This is a genomic window from Pirellulaceae bacterium (assembly GCA_029243025.1).
GTDB lineage: Bacteria > Planctomycetota > Planctomycetia > Pirellulales > Pirellulaceae.
On record JAQWSU010000034.1, the window covers coordinates 48,450 to 68,707 of the forward strand.

General features: G+C 52.0%; 11 protein-coding genes. 1 reads left to right on the forward strand and 10 read right to left on the reverse strand.

Features of this window, described 5'->3' with window-relative positions; all coding sequences use genetic code 11:
- The first annotated feature begins 17 nt into the window (after nt 1-17).
- Nucleotides 18-1,322, forward strand: a complete 1,305-nt coding sequence (locus P8N76_16430; GenBank protein ID MDG2383258.1) for a DUF1552 domain-containing protein — start codon at nt 18-20, stop codon at nt 1,320-1,322.
- A 68-nt stretch (nt 1,323-1,390) separates the two neighbouring features.
- On the opposite strand, the gene P8N76_16435 is transcribed toward P8N76_16430, so the two are convergent.
- The 10 genes from P8N76_16435 to P8N76_16480 all read right to left on the reverse strand — a co-directional run bounded on the left by P8N76_16435 (nt 1,391) and on the right by P8N76_16480 (nt 19,908).
- Nucleotides 1,391-1,777 carry an STAS domain-containing protein gene (locus tag P8N76_16435; protein MDG2383259.1) on the reverse strand — a complete coding sequence of 129 codons (387 nt, stop codon included), beginning with the start codon at nt 1,775-1,777 and terminating at the stop codon, nt 1,391-1,393.
- A gap of 255 nt (nt 1,778-2,032) precedes the next feature.
- Nucleotides 2,033-2,308 (reverse strand): hypothetical protein, encoded by a 276-nt coding sequence (locus P8N76_16440; protein ID MDG2383260.1) that lies wholly within the window; start codon nt 2,306-2,308, stop codon nt 2,033-2,035.
- A gap of 20 nt (nt 2,309-2,328) precedes the next feature.
- The gene (locus tag P8N76_16445) at nt 2,329-2,904 is read right to left on the reverse strand and encodes a DUF6159 family protein (GenBank protein MDG2383261.1); all 576 of its coding nucleotides are present in this window, start codon (nt 2,902-2,904) and stop codon (nt 2,329-2,331) included.
- Nucleotides 2,905-3,037: 133 nt separating this feature from the next.
- The gene (locus P8N76_16450) at nt 3,038-5,434 is read right to left on the reverse strand and encodes a PDZ domain-containing protein (protein MDG2383262.1); all 2,397 of its coding nucleotides are present in this window, start codon (nt 5,432-5,434) and stop codon (nt 3,038-3,040) included.
- Between the two features lie 297 nt (nt 5,435-5,731).
- Nucleotides 5,732-9,523: an FG-GAP-like repeat-containing protein gene (locus tag P8N76_16455; protein ID MDG2383263.1), complete on the reverse strand. Its 3,792-nt coding sequence runs from the start codon at nt 9,521-9,523 to the stop codon at nt 5,732-5,734.
- Between the two features lie 20 nt (nt 9,524-9,543).
- Nucleotides 9,544-11,799: a CRTAC1 family protein gene (locus P8N76_16460; GenBank protein ID MDG2383264.1), complete on the reverse strand. Its 2,256-nt coding sequence runs from the start codon at nt 11,797-11,799 to the stop codon at nt 9,544-9,546.
- Nucleotides 11,800-11,830: 31 nt separating this feature from the next.
- A complete protein-coding gene (locus tag P8N76_16465; GenBank protein ID MDG2383265.1) occupies nt 11,831-13,861 on the reverse strand; it encodes an ASPIC/UnbV domain-containing protein in 2,031 nt (676 codons plus the stop codon).
- Between the two features lie 21 nt (nt 13,862-13,882).
- A complete protein-coding gene (locus tag P8N76_16470; GenBank protein ID MDG2383266.1) occupies nt 13,883-15,835 on the reverse strand; it encodes a VCBS repeat-containing protein in 1,953 nt (650 codons plus the stop codon).
- 38 nt (nt 15,836-15,873) lie between these two features.
- Nucleotides 15,874-17,907, reverse strand: coding sequence for a tetratricopeptide repeat protein (locus P8N76_16475; protein ID MDG2383267.1), 2,034 nt, complete (start codon nt 17,905-17,907; stop codon nt 15,874-15,876).
- Nucleotides 17,908-17,928: 21 nt separating this feature from the next.
- Nucleotides 17,929-19,908 carry a VCBS repeat-containing protein gene (locus tag P8N76_16480; GenBank protein MDG2383268.1) on the reverse strand — a complete coding sequence of 660 codons (1,980 nt, stop codon included), beginning with the start codon at nt 19,906-19,908 and terminating at the stop codon, nt 17,929-17,931.
- Nucleotides 19,909-20,258: the final 350 nt, after the last annotated feature.

A 20,258-nucleotide genomic window follows, 5' to 3' on the forward strand; every position in this document is an offset into this window, starting at 1 on the left:
GCTTTGGGAGACAAACGATGGCTGCTCTTCATTTATCACGCCGCACCGTATTACGTGGATTGGGTGTCAGCATTGCGTTACCGTGGCTCGAATCGATCCGTGCCTGGGGAGACAGCACCACGGGGCGCCGCGATTCCGATCAGGCCCCGACACGGATGGCCATTTTATTTTCCGGCTGTGGCTTTCACAATCGCGAGTGGTGGGCGAAAGGAGAGGGCGCCTCAATGGAATTGGGGAAGGTGTTGAAGCCACTCGACGAATTTCGAGATCGCATGACTTTCATTCGCGGACTGTACAATGCGGAGGCATTGAAGGGGAACATCCACAGCTCTCAAACCGGAAACCTGTTATCAGGCGCGCCCCTGGCAAGTGGCGGAACCATTCATTCCGGCACGAGTGTCGATCAGGTCGTCGCCAGGAGCCTTGCCGGCCAGACCAAACTTCCCAGTCTGGTACTTGGCTGCGAAAAAGCCAATCCGTCTGTCCACAAAAACTATTCCATGCTGTACAGCTCCCACATTTCCTGGAGCAGTCCAACAACCCCAACTCCACTCGAAGTGTTCCCCGCACTCGCTTTTGACCAAATGTTCAAAGACAGCACACAACGGGGTGACCAAAGTGTGCTCGATGCAGTCCTCAACGACGCACGTGATTTCCGCCGTGACATTAGCCGTCCCGACCAGCGAAAACTGGATGAATACCTGCAATCGGTTCGCGAAGTCGAACAACGAATTGAACGGGCCGGGACGCGAGGCGAACTTCAAGGCTGGCGACCCACCATGACGGAACCCAATATGGATCGGCCCCAAGACGGTTATCCCCAGAATATCGTCGAACACATGCGGCTCATGAGTGACATCCTGGTCCTCGCCTTCCAAACGGACACCACTCGGGTTTGCACACTCAAACTGAATAACGATCATGGAACTCTTCGCTTTCCCCATCTGGGCGTTGACTACATGATCCACCACCTGCTTTCTCACAACGATACGGATGACTGGCTGAAGGTCAACCAATTCTTCCTGGAGCAACTCGCGTACATCGCGAGACGCCTCGACGAGATCCAGGAAGGTGAGCGGACCGCACTCGACAATTCGATGCTGATGCTTTGCTCAAGCATGCTCAATGGCCACCACGACGCGACGCAGTTACCCGTTGTGATGTTAGGAGGTGGCGGAGGCCGTATCCAGGGAGGCCGCAATCTGGATTACACCGGTAAATCAGACCGGCAGATGTGCCGACTCTATCTCAGCATGATGGACAAGATGGAAGTTCACCTCGACTCGTTCGGCGATGCCACCAAACCGCTGGACGAAGTCTAGGGTAAAACCCCATCGAAAACCAACGCTCAACCGCACCACAATTCCTAGGCGATTGCTCCTAACGAATGTCAGTCTTGGGTTAGCATCTGCAAAGCCTCGTCGACCGAATCGGCATATTCGAATGGCGCCTTCGGGGAGTTTCGATTGATCAGCAATCGGGCCATATCAAACATCTCTCGTATCACCTGAGAAAGATTACAGAGGACAAGTCTTCCGCCAGCATCCTTCACATGAGCCCGCAAACCAACATAAGGTAGGTAGCCGACGCTGGACATCATTTCAACCTTGCCTAAATCGACAATCACCTTGATGGCCGCTCTCTGCTTGACGGCATCCATCAATTCTTGTTCCATTGAACGAGCCAGATCGTATTCCGTCACTCGTTCCAACAGGACGGTCAGCAGCAACACACCAGCCTGCTCGTCTACTCGGATATGTTCAAAAGCGTCAGCCATATCTCTTCCATTCTGAGGTTTACCTGTCAGGCTGGTCAATGCTGAAAGCATTACCGGCAATTCTACGATCTTTCATCTCACCTAATTCGTATTCCTATCGCCTGTAGGCTTTCCCGATCCCTGAATTTGCATCCTGCCCTGACTTTTGCGATCGAGAGCACAGCTCGTCTGGAAACAGTCACGTCGTTCCGATGCCGTCACTCTTCGCAGATCCTTGATTTGCCGCAGGAGGCGATCTGCAAATCAACGAAGTTTTCAAAACCAAAACCCTTTCCGCACCTTACGATGGCGAAAAGCATTTTCCAACAAGTTAGCGTCAAATTGTTCAGGCACCGTTCCTTCCGATGCATACAAATACAGAGCACCGATTACAACCGCGTTCATGGCAGAGGAAACCAGCGAAACAGCAAGAATCCACAAAACTCCCAAGCCAATCGCAATCCCACCAACGATGAATTGTTGTGCTCCGAACGCCACCACACCCAAGACCATTGGAATGACACCCACCAGAGACGCCAGCAAGACAAACAAGCCGATCCCGACGTTCGCGACTAACGATTCCCCCCAAGTCGTAAGGACCGTTGGGCAGCCGCAATAGGCCCCGCTCGCTCGACAACGATAATCGGAACGACAAAATAGGTCATCGCCGACCAGGCCATGCCAACGAGACTGGCAATGATGGTACCGAGTCGTTCTGATTGAGATTCAATCACTTTGAGAATCAAACCGACGGTTGCTGAGACCAGGGCCCAACCAACGATCTGCGGCAGGCGGGCCACTGCGGCCGAAATCCCTTGGCGAATTGTGGGATCTCCACCACGAAACCGCGTAATTGCACTCGAAATAAGCGCTGTATTGAAAAAGATGATCACAAAATAATTAATGAAGTAATAGGCAAACAACACGATGCCACCAAGCATTTGCTGGGCGGTTGACATTTTGTTCGGATCGTCAGCCTTCAATTCGCCGAGTATCCCCGTCGCCCAAAGCGGAACTGCAAAACTTCCCATCACACAGAGGCACGCAATTCCACTTAAGACCGGGAAAAGAACCAATTCCTTGTCCTGTTTTAAGACGCGCCAACTTTCCATCGCTAGCGCCCAGCCATATTGAATACGTTGAAACATGCCAATCTCTCCGAGCCACGCCAATCAAATCCACGAACGGACCGGTGATTATAGCGAGAAAGGGCGTATGTCTGCCAGCAGAGTTGCCATTGGCTCGACCGCCAATTTGTTACCGATAACACACGGGTCGCAGCTACTTAATCTCTAACGTTTGCACTCGCTGATTCCGCCAAACCGTCACACTTCCGTCAAGACCCCTCTCGACTGCCGCCAAGAACAGCCTGACATCCGCGACAGGTTGACCAACCTTCAACACAACGTCGCCTGGTTCCAATCCTATCTGTTGGGCAAAACTACCGGCCGCAACTTCTAAAACCATTACGCCTCGTACCTCAGCGAGACCCGCAGCAGATTTTTCGCCTTCCGTTTGTACATTCTTGACGAGCGCACCCTGCCATCGAGTTTTCATACTGCGTTTATGGGGCGAAAGCACCTTCGATTGTCCCCAGCCCTCGTTGATGATCTCTAGCTCCTCGGGTGATCCAGGCAAGACAGGAGTTCTGACGATTGCCCGTAACCGTTCGGACTGCACCCCAAACCCACTCATCTCAAAATTCGCAAAGCCCCCCTGCCGCGCCGGTGATTCTTTTTTGACGCGATAATCGGCCACCGCCGGCTTCACAAAAAGCGCGTCACCTACCTTGGACCGCAGGTCGGCCTGCGTCAACCGTTGTAATTCTTCCGCTGGTCGCAACTCAGCTTCATCTTGGTGAAAAAAGTTCCCGTCGATCTGAGACCCGTAGTTGCCGACTTTCATACCCGCGGGTGCATAGGGAGCAAACACAATGTTGTTTCGGAAGCTTGTGCCGTTCGATCGGTACCAGACGTGTGGATGGAACGTGTTGTTCACCAACACATTGTTTTCCACAATGCGCTCATAACCTTCCCGCAGTTTTATACCGCCACTTAAACAAAGATTATTGTAAATGTGATAATTACTCGACCCATCATCCAGATCGATGTCCCAGCCTCGATCACAGCGCCATCGATTGTTTCGCAACACGGTTGTTTCCACTGCATCCCATCGATACATTTCCGGAAACTGCGCCAACCACTTTTCAGTTTCTTCTCGTTGCGGGTGCCAGAACCGATCGCGTCCCCAAGAGTTGAACGAGCCATGATCACCTGTCTCCTTCACGGTATCAAACACGTCACAATACTCGATAAGATGTCCGCCGAACGCCCCATCACAAATATTGATCCCAGCTCTGGGAACATCATAAATACTGCAATGCTGCACCGTGATTCCAGCGGCCATGCAGAGATTAACGCCTGCTGTTTGTTTTTCAAAGCGACCATTTCGCGTCAGCAGGCAGTCGACAACCGTGCAGTCGCGGGGATAATCATCTGTTTTCGGACCGGCTTTCCGATCCATTTGGTGAAGTTTATTTTTCTGATGATAATTATAAAGAGGCGAGCGCAGCGCCTGCGGATTCCCAACAAAGGAAATCGAACTCGCGCCTGCTTCCCGTACTTGGGTTTGCGAAATTTTAATGCGGCGATTGTATCCATTCACAAAAATACCGTTACTTCCCACTTGCTGGATCGTGCATCCAACCACGTCACAATCCTCGGCGCCATCAAACATCACGGCTCCACCTCGCCATGTGGTCCAATCGCTGCGAAGCAAGGGTTCGCGGTTTTTCATAAACGTGCGAGCTGTGTGAGTCAATGTCAGTCCATGTAGTGTGATGTGGTGTACGGGTGTTTTTTGATCACCACGAAACACAATTAACTGTTCAAGCTGCACCGCCTCGACGTGCGCTTTCCGCATGTCGACTCCCAAGGGAGGAAATAAATACAGTCGATGCAACTTACTATCGTGAAACCATTCCCCAGGTGCATCGAGTTCTTCGAAAATATTCTCAACGAACCGATGCTCAGCATGAGGCATCGACTTGCGGTTGTTCTGCCACCCTCCCTCATAGCGAATCCCACCTTCTGAATCAGATCCCGTGATCCGATAATGCATGTCACCCCAATGGCTATTGTGCATCGCATGAAAAAACCCACCGGTCGGGTCCCCCCAACGACCCGCACGTGTTGGGCTAATGCAATCCGCTGCTACTCCATTGAAATACTGGGCCGTAGAGTCAAAGTTCGGATAGCGTGCCATCGGCAAGCGCTGTCCATTAACAAAGAGTTGATCGGTGTTGAAGTCGGGTGGAACGGCCACTTGCAGAATCTGACCATCGAACGGCTTCCAACTCAGCTGCAACTGACTTCCACCACTGAGCACCGGGCTTTCTCCGGGATACGGCTGCCACTTGACGGGTCGCTGCTCCGTCCCAGAGTCGATGGATTCCAACTTCAGCGTGTCACCCAAATAATGCGTACCGCCGCGCAGATAAATATCAACCGACTGATCTCGAATCGTACGTGCGACGTCCCGAGCCCGATGCAGAGTCGCTAACGGTTGACCGAGCGTGCCGGGATTCCCATCCGCTCCCGCAGGATCAACATACAACTCGGCAGCCGTGCCACCCTGGGCGACGAACATTAACAAAAACAACAGCCGACAGCTTTTCATGGCATTCATCCCATTGATCATGACATCTTCAATTCGGCGAATTCTAACAAGAATGTCCACGTGATGCAGTCTTATCTGCAATTAGCTACAGGGAGCACAACAATCAAATCAACGATCGGTCCATCTATCCTCACCCTCACATTGCTCCAGATCACCGAAGGGGTAAAGCGGAAAGATTCCGCCCAGGACACAACCGACCACTGAACCGGCGGAGAGCACCCCTCGCACCATTTACAAACAGCGGTTACCGCTGAGGAGAATCAGACCCGTAAATGTTCTACCGAAACCAGCTTTAACTTATTCGCTGGCGGCATCAGAATTCGTCTGTGAACTTTGATTTTGTTCGATTTTGATCGAACGGTCCGATTCGGTCATCGGTGTGGTGGTCGTCGTTCCATCTGGCCAACGTACCACAATCTGCTCCAAACGACGTTGGGAGTCAGAGGTAAAAAACAGCGTGGGCGGTGATTGAGAAAGGTAGCCACCACCAGCGGAAAGTTCATTGGTAACAACTGGGCCTTGGCTATAGTGTGCGATCACCTTGGCCCCAATCGCCCTCGGATTACCTGCCGAACCAAGCAGCCGCACAGCAGTCCACTTCTGTTGTTCTGGTGCAACGCGATGAAAGACATAAACGGGTCCATCATTGGTCGCAATACATAATTCTGGGCAAGCATCACCATTCATATCCACGCGACATAACGAAGTCGCATCTCCAGGCACTACAATACCACTTTGATGGGCAGGCAGTGGGACAAACCGTCCATTACCTTGACCGATCAGAAGCAAGCTCACTCCTCCATCCGCACGTCCCGTCTCAGCCTGTGGTCCAAAAAAGTTTTGTGCCACAACAAGATCTGCGAAGGCGTCGCCATTCGCGTCACAAACAGAAAGTCCAAAAATTGGCGCTACCTGGGCCATGACGGGCAGCGGAACAAATTCAAAATTGTCATTTCCTTGATTCAACCACACCCCACTGCTCAGTAACGTGGCTTCGTATCGATGTGCCGACGTCAGTTTCGATTCCGTATAGATTTCGTCAAGTGAAGCGATGGCAAAGTCATGAAATCGAGTAAATTTATCACCTAAAAACGGCATTGCATTGGTTGAGCAACTCTTCCCTCGGACCGGAAAGAGCGTTTCATCTTCGAATTCAGCTTCGACCAAATGAAATTGTCCCGATTGTTCAAAATCACCGTAATACAACAAGGCAGGCTGTTCGGCACTGGCATGATATTTTGTATTCCAGCCTTGATTCCCCACCGCGTAATCGAGATCCCCATCATTGTCGAAGTCATGGGGGATCACACTATTGAACCAGCCAGACGTGCCCTGGAACGCACGCTGCGTTTGCTCGAGTCGTCCTTTCTGATTGCCAAATCGCATAACGGGCCCCCACTCGGTGGTGACAATCAAATCGATCCATTGATCGCCGTCACTGTCTGACCACAGGGCACTCGTAACGAGGCCAGGGCGCACCAAACCCGGTGCTAAATCGGCAGTCACATCAAGAAATTTCCCCCCATTGTTTTGCAGCAAATAGCTTCGAGGCGAAAGCGGATACTTTCCTGGGACCACGCGCCCACCCACAAACAAATCCAGATCTCCATCACGATCGAAATCCGCAGCAGCTACAACGCTACCGCTGGTCTTCATAGCAGGCAGCGTCTCTCGGGGCGCTCGTTCAAATCCTCCTTGACCATCATTTAGATAGAGTCGGTCATGCAAGATTTCGTCACCGGGCTCGCATTCAACTCCGCCGCTGACGATGTAGAGGTCCAAATCGTTGTCACCATCAGAATCGAAAAAGAGGGGGGCCATATCCTCGACCGATGCTTCTTTACTCCAGGGCCCCGCCGATTTTTCCAGGAAACCTCCCTGCCCATCATTGATCAAGAGTCGACCGGCTTGCCCCGACGCTCCTGCGACGAAAAGATCATCATCTCCGTCCGCATCGACATCCGCCCACGCCATCCCCGGGCCCAACTGAGAGAGTTGATTCGGCAGCAGCGGCTGTCGAGCATAATCATTGAATGGCGTCTCTTCGTGCTGGACGTGGGCAAGTAACGGAACCGATTGAAACAGTGCCTCCTGCTTGGACACCGAAGGCTTTCTACCCAAAGATTTTGTTGAGGTTTCCGTGACGATGTAAAATTGGTCGACCGGCAAATCACCGTAGATTTGACGGTGCCCGTTTGGCCAAATCACTTCGAGTTCTTCCACGCGTTCGCATTCGCCAACACCAAAATGGACCAGCGGTTGATTGGAAGCCATAAAGCCCTGGCAATTGGAGAGCTGGCGCCATTGCATCCCATCGGACGTCTTAATACCTACGGTGGCACCCAATCCAAATCGGTTATCCGTTTCGCCCTGTAACCGCAAGGTAATTCGGTGGCTATCGGATGTTTGATTTCGATAGACCGCCGGAGCTTCCTCGGCATTGTTAACAATCACATCGAGATCGCCGTCGCAATCCAGATCGCCTAAGGCGGCGCCGTAGCTGACTCGTGCCTCGCCCAGACCCCACTGCCCTTTCATATCTTCGAACCGCAGATCCCCCGTATTCCGAAAGGCCAAATTCGGATCTCGTCTTTGGGGCGAATCAAGCCAGACTTGAATTTTTTCCGCCTCGGTTTTGGCTTGATTAGAAAGATTACGCAAATCACTGTTGGTCCAATCCCTGTTCATTCCATTCGTGACAAATAGATCGACCCAGCCGTCTTCGTCCAGGTCGGCGAACTTAAGAGACCAGGTCCAATCCGTATTTGCGACACCAGCCAATTGGGCGATTTCCATGAAACGATCAGTACCTGTGTTTAAATAGAGCGCGTTTCGCATGTACTGTCGGGGAGTTGGATGAGTCAAAAACCAACTTGTGGTTGACATGTCCCCCATCGAGGCCTTCTGCTTGTAATGACTGGTCCCCGACATATCAGATCCCATCAGATCAAACCATCCATCATTGTTGATATCGGCCACATCCGACCCCATTGAATACCAGGGCGTGTGTGGTAAAGCCTTTGGAGCCACATCGGTGAACGTGCCATCACCATTGTTTTGATAGAGTTGGTCCGGACTGTAAAAATCATTCGACACATAAAGATCCAGGTGACCGTCCTGGTTGAAATCCCACCAATTAGCGGACAATCCCCAATAGGGGCCCACGAGTCCCGCATCGCGACTCACATCGGTAAACGTTCCATCCCCTTCGTTTCGATAGAGGTGATCGTATTGCGCTGCCTTGACGATTCGCCGCCCACCTTCGGAATCGACAATCACGTCAACAAACTCACGATCCCCCTCAGGAATGAAATAACTTCCGTCCGGACGTATTTGAGGAGCCGCCGGCGGTTCGGTCGGTTCAACGCGATTGGTCACCAAATAAACATCTAAATCACCATCGCGATCGTAATCCGCAAAAGCTGCCATCACGCTGGCACCTTGAAAGTCGAGACCGGCTTCTCTCGCCCGATCCTCGAAATGACCGGCCCCATCATTGATGAATAACGCATTGGGTTGCTCACTATTGCAGACGTAGAGATCCAAATCCCCATCGCTGTCAATGTCTATAAAGGTGGCACCCTGCGCTTGCGGAAGGCCTGACAAACCGGCCTGTTCCGTGATATCCTCAAACCGAAATGACCCAAGATTACGATAGAGTCGGCTGCCCACATTCGGCTGGGTCAAATACACATCCGGCAACAGGTCTCCGTCGCAGTCGCCAAGACCTATCCCACCACCGGGCAGCGAATTATAGATTTTCAACTGATAATCTGGACCGGGCTTCCAATTGTGCGCGAAATCTAACCCCGTCTCGCTGACGGGCAACGCAGCAAACCGTTTCTCCTGATCGCGGGACAGCCGAACCGGCAACCGAGCCGCTCGTAGGCCATCCTCCAATTCGTTCCATTCAAAATCAGGCAGAATTGGAAGAGGCTTGCCCGGCTGTTCCCTGTGACTCGGCTGTTCCCTGTGACTCGACGGTTCACTGTGACTGGTGCTCGTTGAGTCACAGCCGGTCAGCGCACAACAGACCAACATCAAACAAGAAACTTGAGGAAGAACGCCGTGGAGCTTACAACTAACCATGAAAAGCCCGTTCGTCTAACCTAATTTGTTGCGGGAAACTTCAACTCAGGTAACGGTCTCAAGCGAAAGCCCTCGAGACCTTCGGTAATTTCTACTGTTGAATCGATTGGTAGACCTTCGATTATCTGCTCCCCGGGACTACCCGGCCATTGAATTCGCACTTGAGCCACTCGATCTGCGTGTCCCAACCCAATTTCTTGCCGAATCGGCGATCCGCCGAAGCTACTCACCGCCCCAACCGCACGGTGAAAACAATGCTTGCCACCCGGGCCATCCGTATAAACGCTGATACGAGCTCCCACGCCACGAGAATTGCTTTTTCGACCGCGCAGATAAACCGTCAAAAAGTGGTGTTCGTTTCCTGGATTGAGAAACAGTGCATTATGAAAACGATCCCCTGGATAGAAGCCGCCTAATTGATGATAGATATCTTGATCTCCATCATTGTCGAGATCGGCAAAGGCAACGCCATGGCCCTTCTGTAAATGGCCGAAACCGCCAGCAATTGAGACGTCTTGAAAACGTTTCCCGCCGTCATTTCGCAACATGACATTCGGCATCAATGCGGCGAAATCAGGTCGCCCGGTGGTCAAATAAATATCAAGAAACCCGTCATTGTCGAGGTCACCGAAATTCGCCCCCATTGGCAAATAGGCATGATCCAAACCAACCGCCTTGGTCACATCCTCAAAGGTTCCATCTCGTAAATTTCGATACAAGCAAGGCGATACGCCCCGATGAGGCAATCCCCAGTAGTCGGCGGCAACATCCGCATTGGTCGATTGGTAAGCAGCGACAAACAGATCGAGCCACTGATCATTGTCATAGTCAAAGAACCAGCAAGCAAAACTCTGTTGGCGCGGATCACTGACCAAAGCTTGTTCCGCGACGTCCGTAAATGTTCCGTCAGCATTATTGCGATAAAGTCGATTCACGCCGCGATTCGAAACATACAGGTCGACGTCACCATCATTGTCGTAATCCGCCGAGGCAACACCTTTGCAATAACGGTCATTGCAGACCCCTGCTTGGGATGCAATATCGAGAAACGTCCCATCGCCGTTGTTTCGAAATAGCTGAGATGGAAAATCACCTGCACCATTTTCGATTTCGACACGTGATTCGTTGCCCACATACAGATCCAAATCACCGTCGTTGTCCATATCGAGCCAAGTCGCCGCCTGAGTCGGATAAGCCACTTCCGACAGACCGGCGATTGCCGTAACATCCCGAAAGTTTCCTTTGCCGTCATTCGCGAGCAACGAGTTCCTCATCTGCCCTTGATCACCAAGCCATGCACCGCGAAGCACTAACACATCCATGTCACCATCGTTGTCGAAGTCCGCGGCAAGACAATTCAATCCCCCCAACTGCTTGTTCACCTGCGATCGTTGACTCACGTCACGATAGCCGGATCGACCGTCGCTTTCGTAATAGGTCAAACTGCCAGCCGGGTCATAAGTCGATGTCATGACATCTAACACACCATCGCCATTAAAATCTTCGGTAATTGCTCCACCGCAAAGATTAAAGGTGTCGACCCCCAACTTCCCGGCGACGTCGACAAAGCGTCCAATCTGATATTCGGATTGCATTCTCTCAGCGGGTAGGCGGTACTGTTCAGGAATCGCATTCGGGTATTCGTTCGTCGCCATCGCGGAGACATTCAACAGCCAGGCTGCCTCCAAGTCACGAGGCGTCATCGCCAAGAGTTTAAGCAGTGTTTCTCTTGCATGGAGCATCGGTGAGGGTTCCGAGTGAATTCCACCCTCTGCCAACGGAAACAGACAGCATTCTCGATTATGTTTTTCGACACAATTTCGATATTCCGCCTCACGCAAATACACCAAGGCTTGTAACTTAATCATGGAAGGTGACAACTTGCCTTGGTGTTTTTTGACCTGCTCGAAGGCGGTGCGAATGCTGTCCGCCGCGTCGTCGATCGATCCAAGTCGCAATTGATTCCAGCAAAGCTGAAGCAATAAATTGACCCGATCCTGATGCGGCACCTCAGATTGTTGCAACGCAGCTTGAAGACGAGGAACCTGGCCAGTTCCAAGATAGGCATTTTCTGAGTCCGCTATCTGCTCTGCGATCAACTTGAACTCTTCTAGATGTATTTCCTCGACGCTTGCCTCGACGGGATTGATTTGATTGTTATCTGTTTCTCGCCCGTCATCGCCCGGTTTGCAACCGGCGCATAACACAATCATGATCAGGCACAGGCGGATCAATTCACCTCTCAACCAAAGTTTGCAGTGAGCACAAATCATCATCAGGCGGCGCCAGAGCCGCATCGGGGTGTTTTCAGTTAAACGAGTTTCGATACGCCTTTTTCTGTCGATATAACCGCAGGCGGTCTTCAATGGGTTTCACAAGTGCGGGGCCGCCGCTTTGCCCGGCCAATTGTACGGCTTGGCTCGCAAATTCAACCGCCTTAATAAACTGACCGACCTCCGCGTAAGCTGCTGCCAGAGTATCCAATTCATTCGCAGTCGGATCATCCGATTGCTGACATACATGTTCCGCGATTTGCACGGCTCGTTGACCATTTCGCAATTCATCGTCGTCCATCGTTGCGAGCAGCCATGCGAGATCGTTGGCCGATCGCATTAGCTCGGGTCGGATTGCGATCGCTTCTTCATAAGCCCTGATGGAATTTTCAATCTTACCCAAGGCCAGATTAATCGCGCCCAACTGCCAATGGGCGAGGGCATCCTCACGCAATGTAAGGACTTGTCGCATGTCCTGCTCGGCTTTACTCAAGTCACCCATTTGCAAGCGTGCCAGGCCAAGCTTATACCGCAATTCAGGATCTTTGGGATTCGTTCCCAAAGCAACCTCAAAATGGGGTGCGGCAGCTTGTCCCTTATTGAAACCAAGCAGGACTCCCCCTAATTCGATGTGGGCTTGCCGATTTTCCGGTTCAAGTTCCAGGGCCAGCGTAAACGCCTCAGCCGCTTGACGAAACTCCCGTTTATCCAGAGAAATTGCACCGAGGAGGTTGAGTAATCCAGCAGACAAATATTCGGGCTGTTCCTGCCGATGACGGACTAATTCCTGGATGTATTTCTGCGCCTCATCCGATCGATCGCCGTCCACCAGTTTCAACGCAATATTAAGCGGTGTAGAACCAGATGGCCTCAGTAACCAACGGCCAGGAAAGGGGATCGCTGCAGCGAGCACCTGCTGCCTGGTTGAGTCAAGCAACTCGGAATCGGACAAGATCGTATCGACGGATACCGGCCCCTTGTACACCACTCGTAAACGACCTTGTTGATCGATCAGAAAGCTACTTGGCATTGGCAAAGGCCGCTGCCGACTCAACAACGATCTCTGCACAACATCAAATTGCGTTGCCAACCGCTCCGTACCCCATCCGTTTCGAAACGGCAGATCCATTTCGGTCAACAAGGAAACAACTTTTGACTGAGGTCCGTTTACCGCGTGGTTTTCCTGATCCACATTGATTGTAATCACCTCCACGCCCGCGTCACTCAAACGATCAGCTTGCCGCTTCCATTCGGTTAGTTCGGACAAACAAGGTTGGCACCAACTGGCCCACAAATTGACAAGTCGCGGTCGCTCCCCGGGAGATGTCAGTGGGACTGGTTCACCTTGCAAAGATTTCGCCTCCCAACTTGGCAACGGAATCGGATTCAGCAGTACGATACGCGCCTTATCGCTGATCGGCGGCGCAGAGAATTCGGCGGGCTTTAACTCACGAAACTCCTGCGGAACCTGCCAGACATCGACGGACTCCTGTCCTTCCACCACTTGATAAAATCGATCCGGTTCCAGGTTGACGAAAGCCTGTCGCTGACCATTAGGCCAAAAGACGATTAGCTTTTCAATTTGACGAGCGACACCCAACCCAAAATGCATCCATTTTGTGGATTGCGACAAGTAACCCTCTCCAGCCCGCAGAGTTTGCAATTGTTTATTGCCCAAGTCATCAATGACAACCACCCGCGCGCCAATGGCATCGCGATTACAATTGACTCCCTCCAACTTAACGGCGACATAATGCTGTTCACCTTCCAATTCGTTCCGCACATAACGCACCTGGGGGCCGGAACGATTTGCGATCCACAGATCAACATCCCCGTCATAGTCCCAGTCAGCCAGGGATAACACGCGACCATCATCCATGAAATCGAGTCCGGTTGCCGCTGATACATTCGCGAACCTGACTCCACCCGTGTTTAGAAAGCAACAGTTTCTTTCATGCCCACTTAGCGAACGTCCTGATCGGAGCAACGCATTGATCGCATTCCACCCCAAGTCGTAACGAATAATCTCGGACGTGGAAGCATGCTCTTCTGGAGACTGCGCCACGACCTGGCGCCACCAGAAACTTCACAAATCGTTATTATTATCCGCAGTCACAAAGCCATTCGTCACATACAAATCCCGCCAACCATCATTGTTCAAGTCGACAAAAAGTGAGCCCCAGGCCCAGCGGCCCATGGTGACACCCAAATCAACGCTGCGATCCGAAAACCGCCCATCACCAAGATTCTCAAACAACGAATTACCGCGTGCATGGCGCTGAAATCCGACCAGGTCTTCCCTTTCCGCTTGGGGTTTAAACTGTTGCTGTCGCGTAATCCGACTGCCCGCAGACGAGAACATATTACTGACGTACAAATCCATTTTCCCATCATTATTGTGGTCCCCCCAAGCTGCCGACATCCCTGGACCAATGTCTTCCACTTCCGCCACCGGAGCGACGTCCACAAAAAAGCCTTCTTCATTGCGATAGAGATTATTTCGCCCGAAATCATTGGCAACATAAAGATCAAAATCACCATCGTTATCGAAATCGTCCCACACTGACGCCAAACTGAATCGCAGATTATTTTCATCTAAGCCAATTTCCTGAGTCACGTCTCGGAAGACCCAATCGCCCTCATTCCGAAACATAAAATTCGAGCCACCATTATTTGCGTCGTGGTACGGCATGGGGCTAACAAAAATATCGGTGGGCCGAGTTTGGGCCGCTGCACTGTATCCACACACATACAGGTCAAGGTTGCCATCGGAGTCGTAATCAATCGCGTTAAACGAAAACAGCCGGCTATCCGTCGATATCCTATTCCTCAACGGAAATCGTCCCGTCCCATCATTCTCATGCAAAAGCACTTCGGTACTTTGGGTAAGCAATAAGTCTTGGTCACCATCGTTATCAAGATCCACCCACAATGCGGCGCGGGTACTGTCAAGCCAATCGACCCCCGCCGCTTTCGATTCATCGACAAGTGATCCATCCGCTTGCCGAACAAGCAAACGATTCGGTAAAGCGGAAGGTTGACAAAGATAGATATCATCCAGTCCGTCACCGTTTGCATCCCCGATCGCCATACCATTCCCGCGTCCTTCGACACCAATCGACCCCTCCAGGTTTCCATACCAATAGTCTCGACCATGGATTAATTGGCTGTCTAACGCGGCTAGTCCCTCAAGGGCCGAACGTGTGCAATCGGAAAACAACATGGGACTGTTCGTGCTAACGACAACCTCCTCGTAATCGTCAACCCGTATCGATTTCAAACGAGGTGGTGTCGCTTGGCCAAAAATCGCCCAGCTGCAATCCCAGCGAGCATTGACCTGAGCCTGCCCTGTTTCGGCTGCTCCAACAAACTCGCAAAGCACCGTGGTCCTGGCGGCGTCTGCTTGCAAATCAACTTTGACAATCTTAAATTTGTAACGAAGTTCCGCATCTTCCTTGAACAGTTTCCGCAGGCTCCGCAAGTCGTCTGCAAAACCTTGTGCACCCTTTCGTCCTGCATTTTCCTTTTCCGCTTCATCGGGCCGCCGCACCAGAAACGGCGGTTCGTCGACCGTCGTTTCCAAAGCCGGTCTGAGCTGCCCTCCTTGGTACGCTTCCGTACAAAGTTCCTTAAGTTCGCTCGAATTGGCTAAGGGAGGATGACTCACGACGCCACCAATCTTCTTCAATTGCCGCATCGCCAAATCACTAAACCGTTCGGAATCCCAACCATCGACCAGGGGATCTTCCCGAGCAACCACATCACGAATGACCGCATCATAATCACGCCCTTCGAGTGACGGATGCAGCTGCGGAGAATTGCGGCTGGCGGGAACTTCACCGGCAGACGCGTCGCTTTCATTGACGGAGCGTGAATCGGCCTGAGGCGTTCCAGCAACTACACCGGCGGGCGGATCGGTCGAAGAGACAGGAGCAGTCCCCCCACATCCGGCAGCGATAAAGCTGCAAGTGACCGTGCCTCCCCAAATGATTCGCCGCAGCGTTCGATCAATCCGGAATACGAAGATGAATGAATGCATGGCAAGTCTTAAGGAAAATGAAATGAATCAACGATCACTTACGGCGCGTGAAACGGCTTGTCCTCTTGGTACAACAACAGCCGTCTTTCCATGCTACGTGAGGCGTTCAAGTCGCCGGCCGTTTTTGCCTTTCGAATTGCTTCCTTGATTGTCGCAACGGCGTCTTCGTACTGCCCCGCTTCAGCCAAGGCGGCGGCCAGCGTATCCAGATTGCTCGGATCGCGTGAAGCGGGTCGGCTACAGACACGTTCTGCGAGCTCCACCGCCCGCTGCCCATCCCGCAGGGAAGCATCCGAACTGGTTGCCAGCGTCCAAGCAAGATTATTAACTGCGGGATAAAAATCCCGATTGATCTCCACCGCTTTCGAATAATGCTCCAACGCATCTTTGAGTTGGCCTTGAGCGTGATAGATATTACCAATTTGGTGATAGGTTGCCGCGCTGGGACGTAATTCCACCGCCTGAATTAGTTGCCGAATCGCTTCGTCCGGCGCACCGCTTTTCAAACGCGCCATTCCCAATTTGAAACGCAACTCGGGATCATTTTGCCTCCGCTCCAAAGCTTTTTCAAAATGATCAGCAGCCAGATCAAATTTCTCAAGTCGGTTTAGAACTCGGCCAAGTTCAATGTGTGACTGACGATGGCTGGGGTCGCTAATTAGCGCTTGCTGAAACGCGTCCGCCGATTCTTCCAAACGGTTTTGATCAAAATAGATTGCTCCCAACAGGATATTGGCGTCAGCCCGATTAAATCTCGGATTCTTAACTTGGGTTGACTGCAGATATTTAAGATATTCTTCTGTCTCGCGGATAAAGCCACCTTCCACGAGCTTGACGGCGATTTGATTGGGCGACGCACCCGCGGGCGTCCCCAGCCAAATGCCCGGATAGGGGACGCTCGCTGCGACCACCTCTTCGGGCGACGCATCCATCAACCGCGAGTCGGCAATCAACTGCTGCGCGGATACTGGCCCCTTGTAAATGACGCGTAAATTCCCTCTGCCGTCAATCAGGAAACTTGTTGGAACCGGCATTGGCTTCTGCCGCCGAACAATACTGCGTTGCAACACGTCAAACTGCTGCGACAAATCAGGCATCGCAAAACCTCGCTCGAACGGAAATTGCAACTGATCGAGCATTGCGTTTACTTCTTCTAGCTGGGCCTCTCGATTTGCGTCGGGTTCGTCGACATTCACCGCCACAATTTCAAGCCCACACGACCGCAATTCTTCAGCGTGCTTCTTCCACGCGTCCAACTCGTGAAGACACGGCTTGCACCAAGTCGCCCACAAATTGATCAACCGAGTCTTACCCTGCTTGCTAGCGATCGTCTCTGGCTGTCCTTTCGAATTGGTGTACCGCAACACCGGAACAGGTATCGGCGAAATCAGCACGATGCGAGATTGGTCAGTTGAAGGTGGAACCTTGACTTTCGATGGTTCCAACACAATCGATCGATCGGACTGCTCCAATAACTCAGATTCACCTCGACCTTCGACTAACTTGTACCGTTGATTGGCCTCAACTCCGATGAACGTTTCACGATCGCCATGAGGCCACGCGACTACCACTCTTTCAATTTGCCTTCGATCCCCTAAACCAAAGTGCACCCATTTGCTGGACTGGGCTAAATAACCCTCGCCTGCGCGAAGTGTTCGCATCCGGCGTGGATGCTCAGGATCGTCGGCTAAATAAATTTCGACACGAGCGCCGATGGCGTCCCGATTACAATGAACACCCTGCAATCGAAAAGCAACAAAACCATAATCATTCTCTTGGTCGTTCCGCAAAAACCGGCATTGAGGTCCGGTTCGATTTGCAATCCACATGTCCAGGTCGCCGTCAACATCCCAATCCGCCAGCGCCACCACGCGTCCATCATCATCAAAATCGAGGTTGGCAACGGCAGCGATATTGGCAAAACGCCCGCCCCGCGTATTGAGAAAACAACAATTACGTTCATGCCCACTTAACGAGCGACCGGATTTGAGCATCGTATTCAGAGCTTTCCAGCCAACGTCATAGCGGACCACTTCGCCGGCAGGTGCGTTCTCACCCGGTGATTGCGCCACGACCTGGCGCCACATAAAGCTTCACAAATCATTATTGTTGTCGGCAGTAATGAACCCATTCGCTACATACAGGTCTTCCCACCCATCATTATTGAGATCGACAAAGAGTGAGCCCCAAGCCCACCGCCCCAACGTCACACCCAAGTCCACACTTCGATCGGCAAAACCATTTTCCCCCACGTTTTCAAACAGCGAATTCCCACGGGCATGTCGTCGAAATAGCTTTTTCTGCTCGGCGTCCAAACCTGATTTAAACTGCTGTTGATGAGTGATGCGATTACCGGCCGACGAAAACATATTACTCACATACAAATCCGGGCGCGCGTCGTTATTAAAATCACCCCAGGCGCTTGACATCCCAGGACCGATATCTTCGACATCAAGGTCCGCTGCGACGTCCTTAAATTGCCCATCATCATTCCGGTAAAGGTTATTGCGACCAAAGTCGTTCGAAACATAAACATCCAGATCGCCATCGCTGTCGAAATCTTCCCAGGCCGACGCGTAGCTGAAACGCCGATTGTTTTCTCCTAAGCCGATTTGTTCCGTCACATCGGTAAATGCCCAATCCCCTTCATTCCGTAACATGATGTTCGGTGCACCGTTATTCGCATCATGAAAGGGCATTGGATTCGCGAACACATCGTTCACGTCCGCACCAGAACTGAGCGTGTAACCACAAATAAACAGATCTAGATCCTTGTCACCGTCATAATCAACCGCGTTGATCGCAAACAAACTACTGACGGAATCGACAATTGACTTGGTAACAAATCGGCCTGATCCGTCATTTGCTTGAATAACCACTTTGCCACCCAGGACCGCCACCAAATCTTGATCCGCATCATTGTCCAAATCCACCAACAGAGCCGCGCGAGTCCCCTCCAACCAGTTGACTCCCGCCTCCGGTGCAATGTCCGTAACGGACCCATCCTCGTTTTGAATCAGAAGCAGATTTGGTAAAGCTGGCGATTGACAGAGATAGACGTCGTCCAAACCGTCTCCGTTAACGTCACCCACAGCAATACCATGCCCGGCTGCCGGACGCGCGATGGAGCCATCAAAACGGTCGGTCCAATGATCAATTCCATAAATCAACTGACGCTGAAATCGATCCGTATTGCGAAAGACGGATTCTGTACAATCAGCAAACATTGAATCAACTGAACCGCGGTACACCACTTCTTCGTAGTCGTCGATTGCAATCGATTTAAGGAAGGGAGGACCGTCGGGTCCGACCCCGCGTTGCCAATCACAGGTCCATGTGGAATTGACTTGTACCGCCTGTTTTGATTGACGACCGCTAACTTGAAAATAGGCGCGTGTTTTCGCCAGGTCGCCTTCCAGTTCGACGCGGACAATTTTGAATTTAAAACGCAGATCGGCGAGGCCTTCCAAAGGAGCCGCCTGCTGATTGATCAAAGCCACCAGCCCCGCTCGCCCCCGAAATGCCTCGGACTCAGCCGTGTTCACTGCGGAATCGGATCGCATTACAACGAGTGTCTTATCGCGAAAAATCGGCTCCAGGACAGCAGGGCGCAGATTACCGCTGCTGAAATCCTCCGCAGCCACCGCAGCGGCATGTGCGTCATCTCGTAAAGCAGGATCGATCAGCATCTTGCCAAAAAGCTTCAATTGGGCCGAAGCAAGTTCACTGAAACGCTCTGAGTCCCAACCGTCGACCGTCGGGTCCTCACGTTCCGCCACAGCCCGGACCACGGTATCAAATCGAACTTTCTCCAAGCCGGGCAAAACTGGCAGATCAACGGCTTTCGGCACGGAAACCGATGCCGTTCCGTTCTCATCGGCTTCGGGCGTTGCCGAAACCGGATCGGGACGCGGCCCTTCGATGCGGAGCTGCCGAACGCAAAAAACGGCTACCGTGATGGCGATCAGACCCAAGAGCCCCCCCCGCCACCAACGAGGCTTTCCGATCCGCTCTCGTCTCGACTCCGTCTTTTTTGACTGGGAACTGCTTACACGACGCTTACGCTTACTCATCGAGACCTCGTAGCCGATGGGACAAACCACCCACAATCATATGCCGTCGCAGGCACTGATCCAGAAATGCCGCCATAAATCCGGAGCAATTGAAAATTGACGCCGCTGCGATCGTGCGTCAAGTCTGCTGTTATTATGACAATAACCGTTAGAAATGAAAAATCTGACGCCCGTTTTTGCCCCCTTTGTTGCAACCTCCCATTTGGGCCAACAATCGGCTCAAATGGCGAAAACGACCGTTTTAAGCCTGACAAACCGCACGGCAAACCTCACGAAGTCGGCATCGTCAAGGCGAGAGAGCCACTTGGTCATATCCGCCGGCTCTCCCAGGAAGCTTTTTTCACCCTTCG

Bases quoted from the DNA above. Each gene is read 5' to 3' on its own strand.
- P8N76_16460 (MDG2383264.1), bottom strand. From the start codon at position 11,799: ATGATGATTTGTGCTCACTGCAAACTTTGGTTGAGAGGTGAATTGATC.
- P8N76_16455 (MDG2383263.1), bottom strand. From the start codon at position 9,523: ATGGTTAGTTGTAAGCTCCACGGCGTTCTTCCTCAAGTTTCTTGTTTG.
- P8N76_16480 (MDG2383268.1), bottom strand. From the start codon at position 19,908: ATGAGTAAGCGTAAGCGTCGTGTAAGCAGTTCCCAGTCAAAAAAGACG.
- P8N76_16435 (MDG2383259.1), bottom strand. From the start codon at position 1,777: ATGGCTGACGCTTTTGAACATATCCGAGTAGACGAGCAGGCTGGTGTG.
- P8N76_16430 (MDG2383258.1), top strand. From the start codon at position 18: ATGGCTGCTCTTCATTTATCACGCCGCACCGTATTACGTGGATTGGGT.
- P8N76_16450 (MDG2383262.1), bottom strand. From the start codon at position 5,434: ATGAAAAGCTGTCGGCTGTTGTTTTTGTTAATGTTCGTCGCCCAGGGT.
- P8N76_16470 (MDG2383266.1), bottom strand. From the start codon at position 15,835: ATGCATTCATTCATCTTCGTATTCCGGATTGATCGAACGCTGCGGCGA.
- P8N76_16445 (MDG2383261.1), bottom strand. From the start codon at position 2,904: ATGTTTCAACGTATTCAATATGGCTGGGCGCTAGCGATGGAAAGTTGG.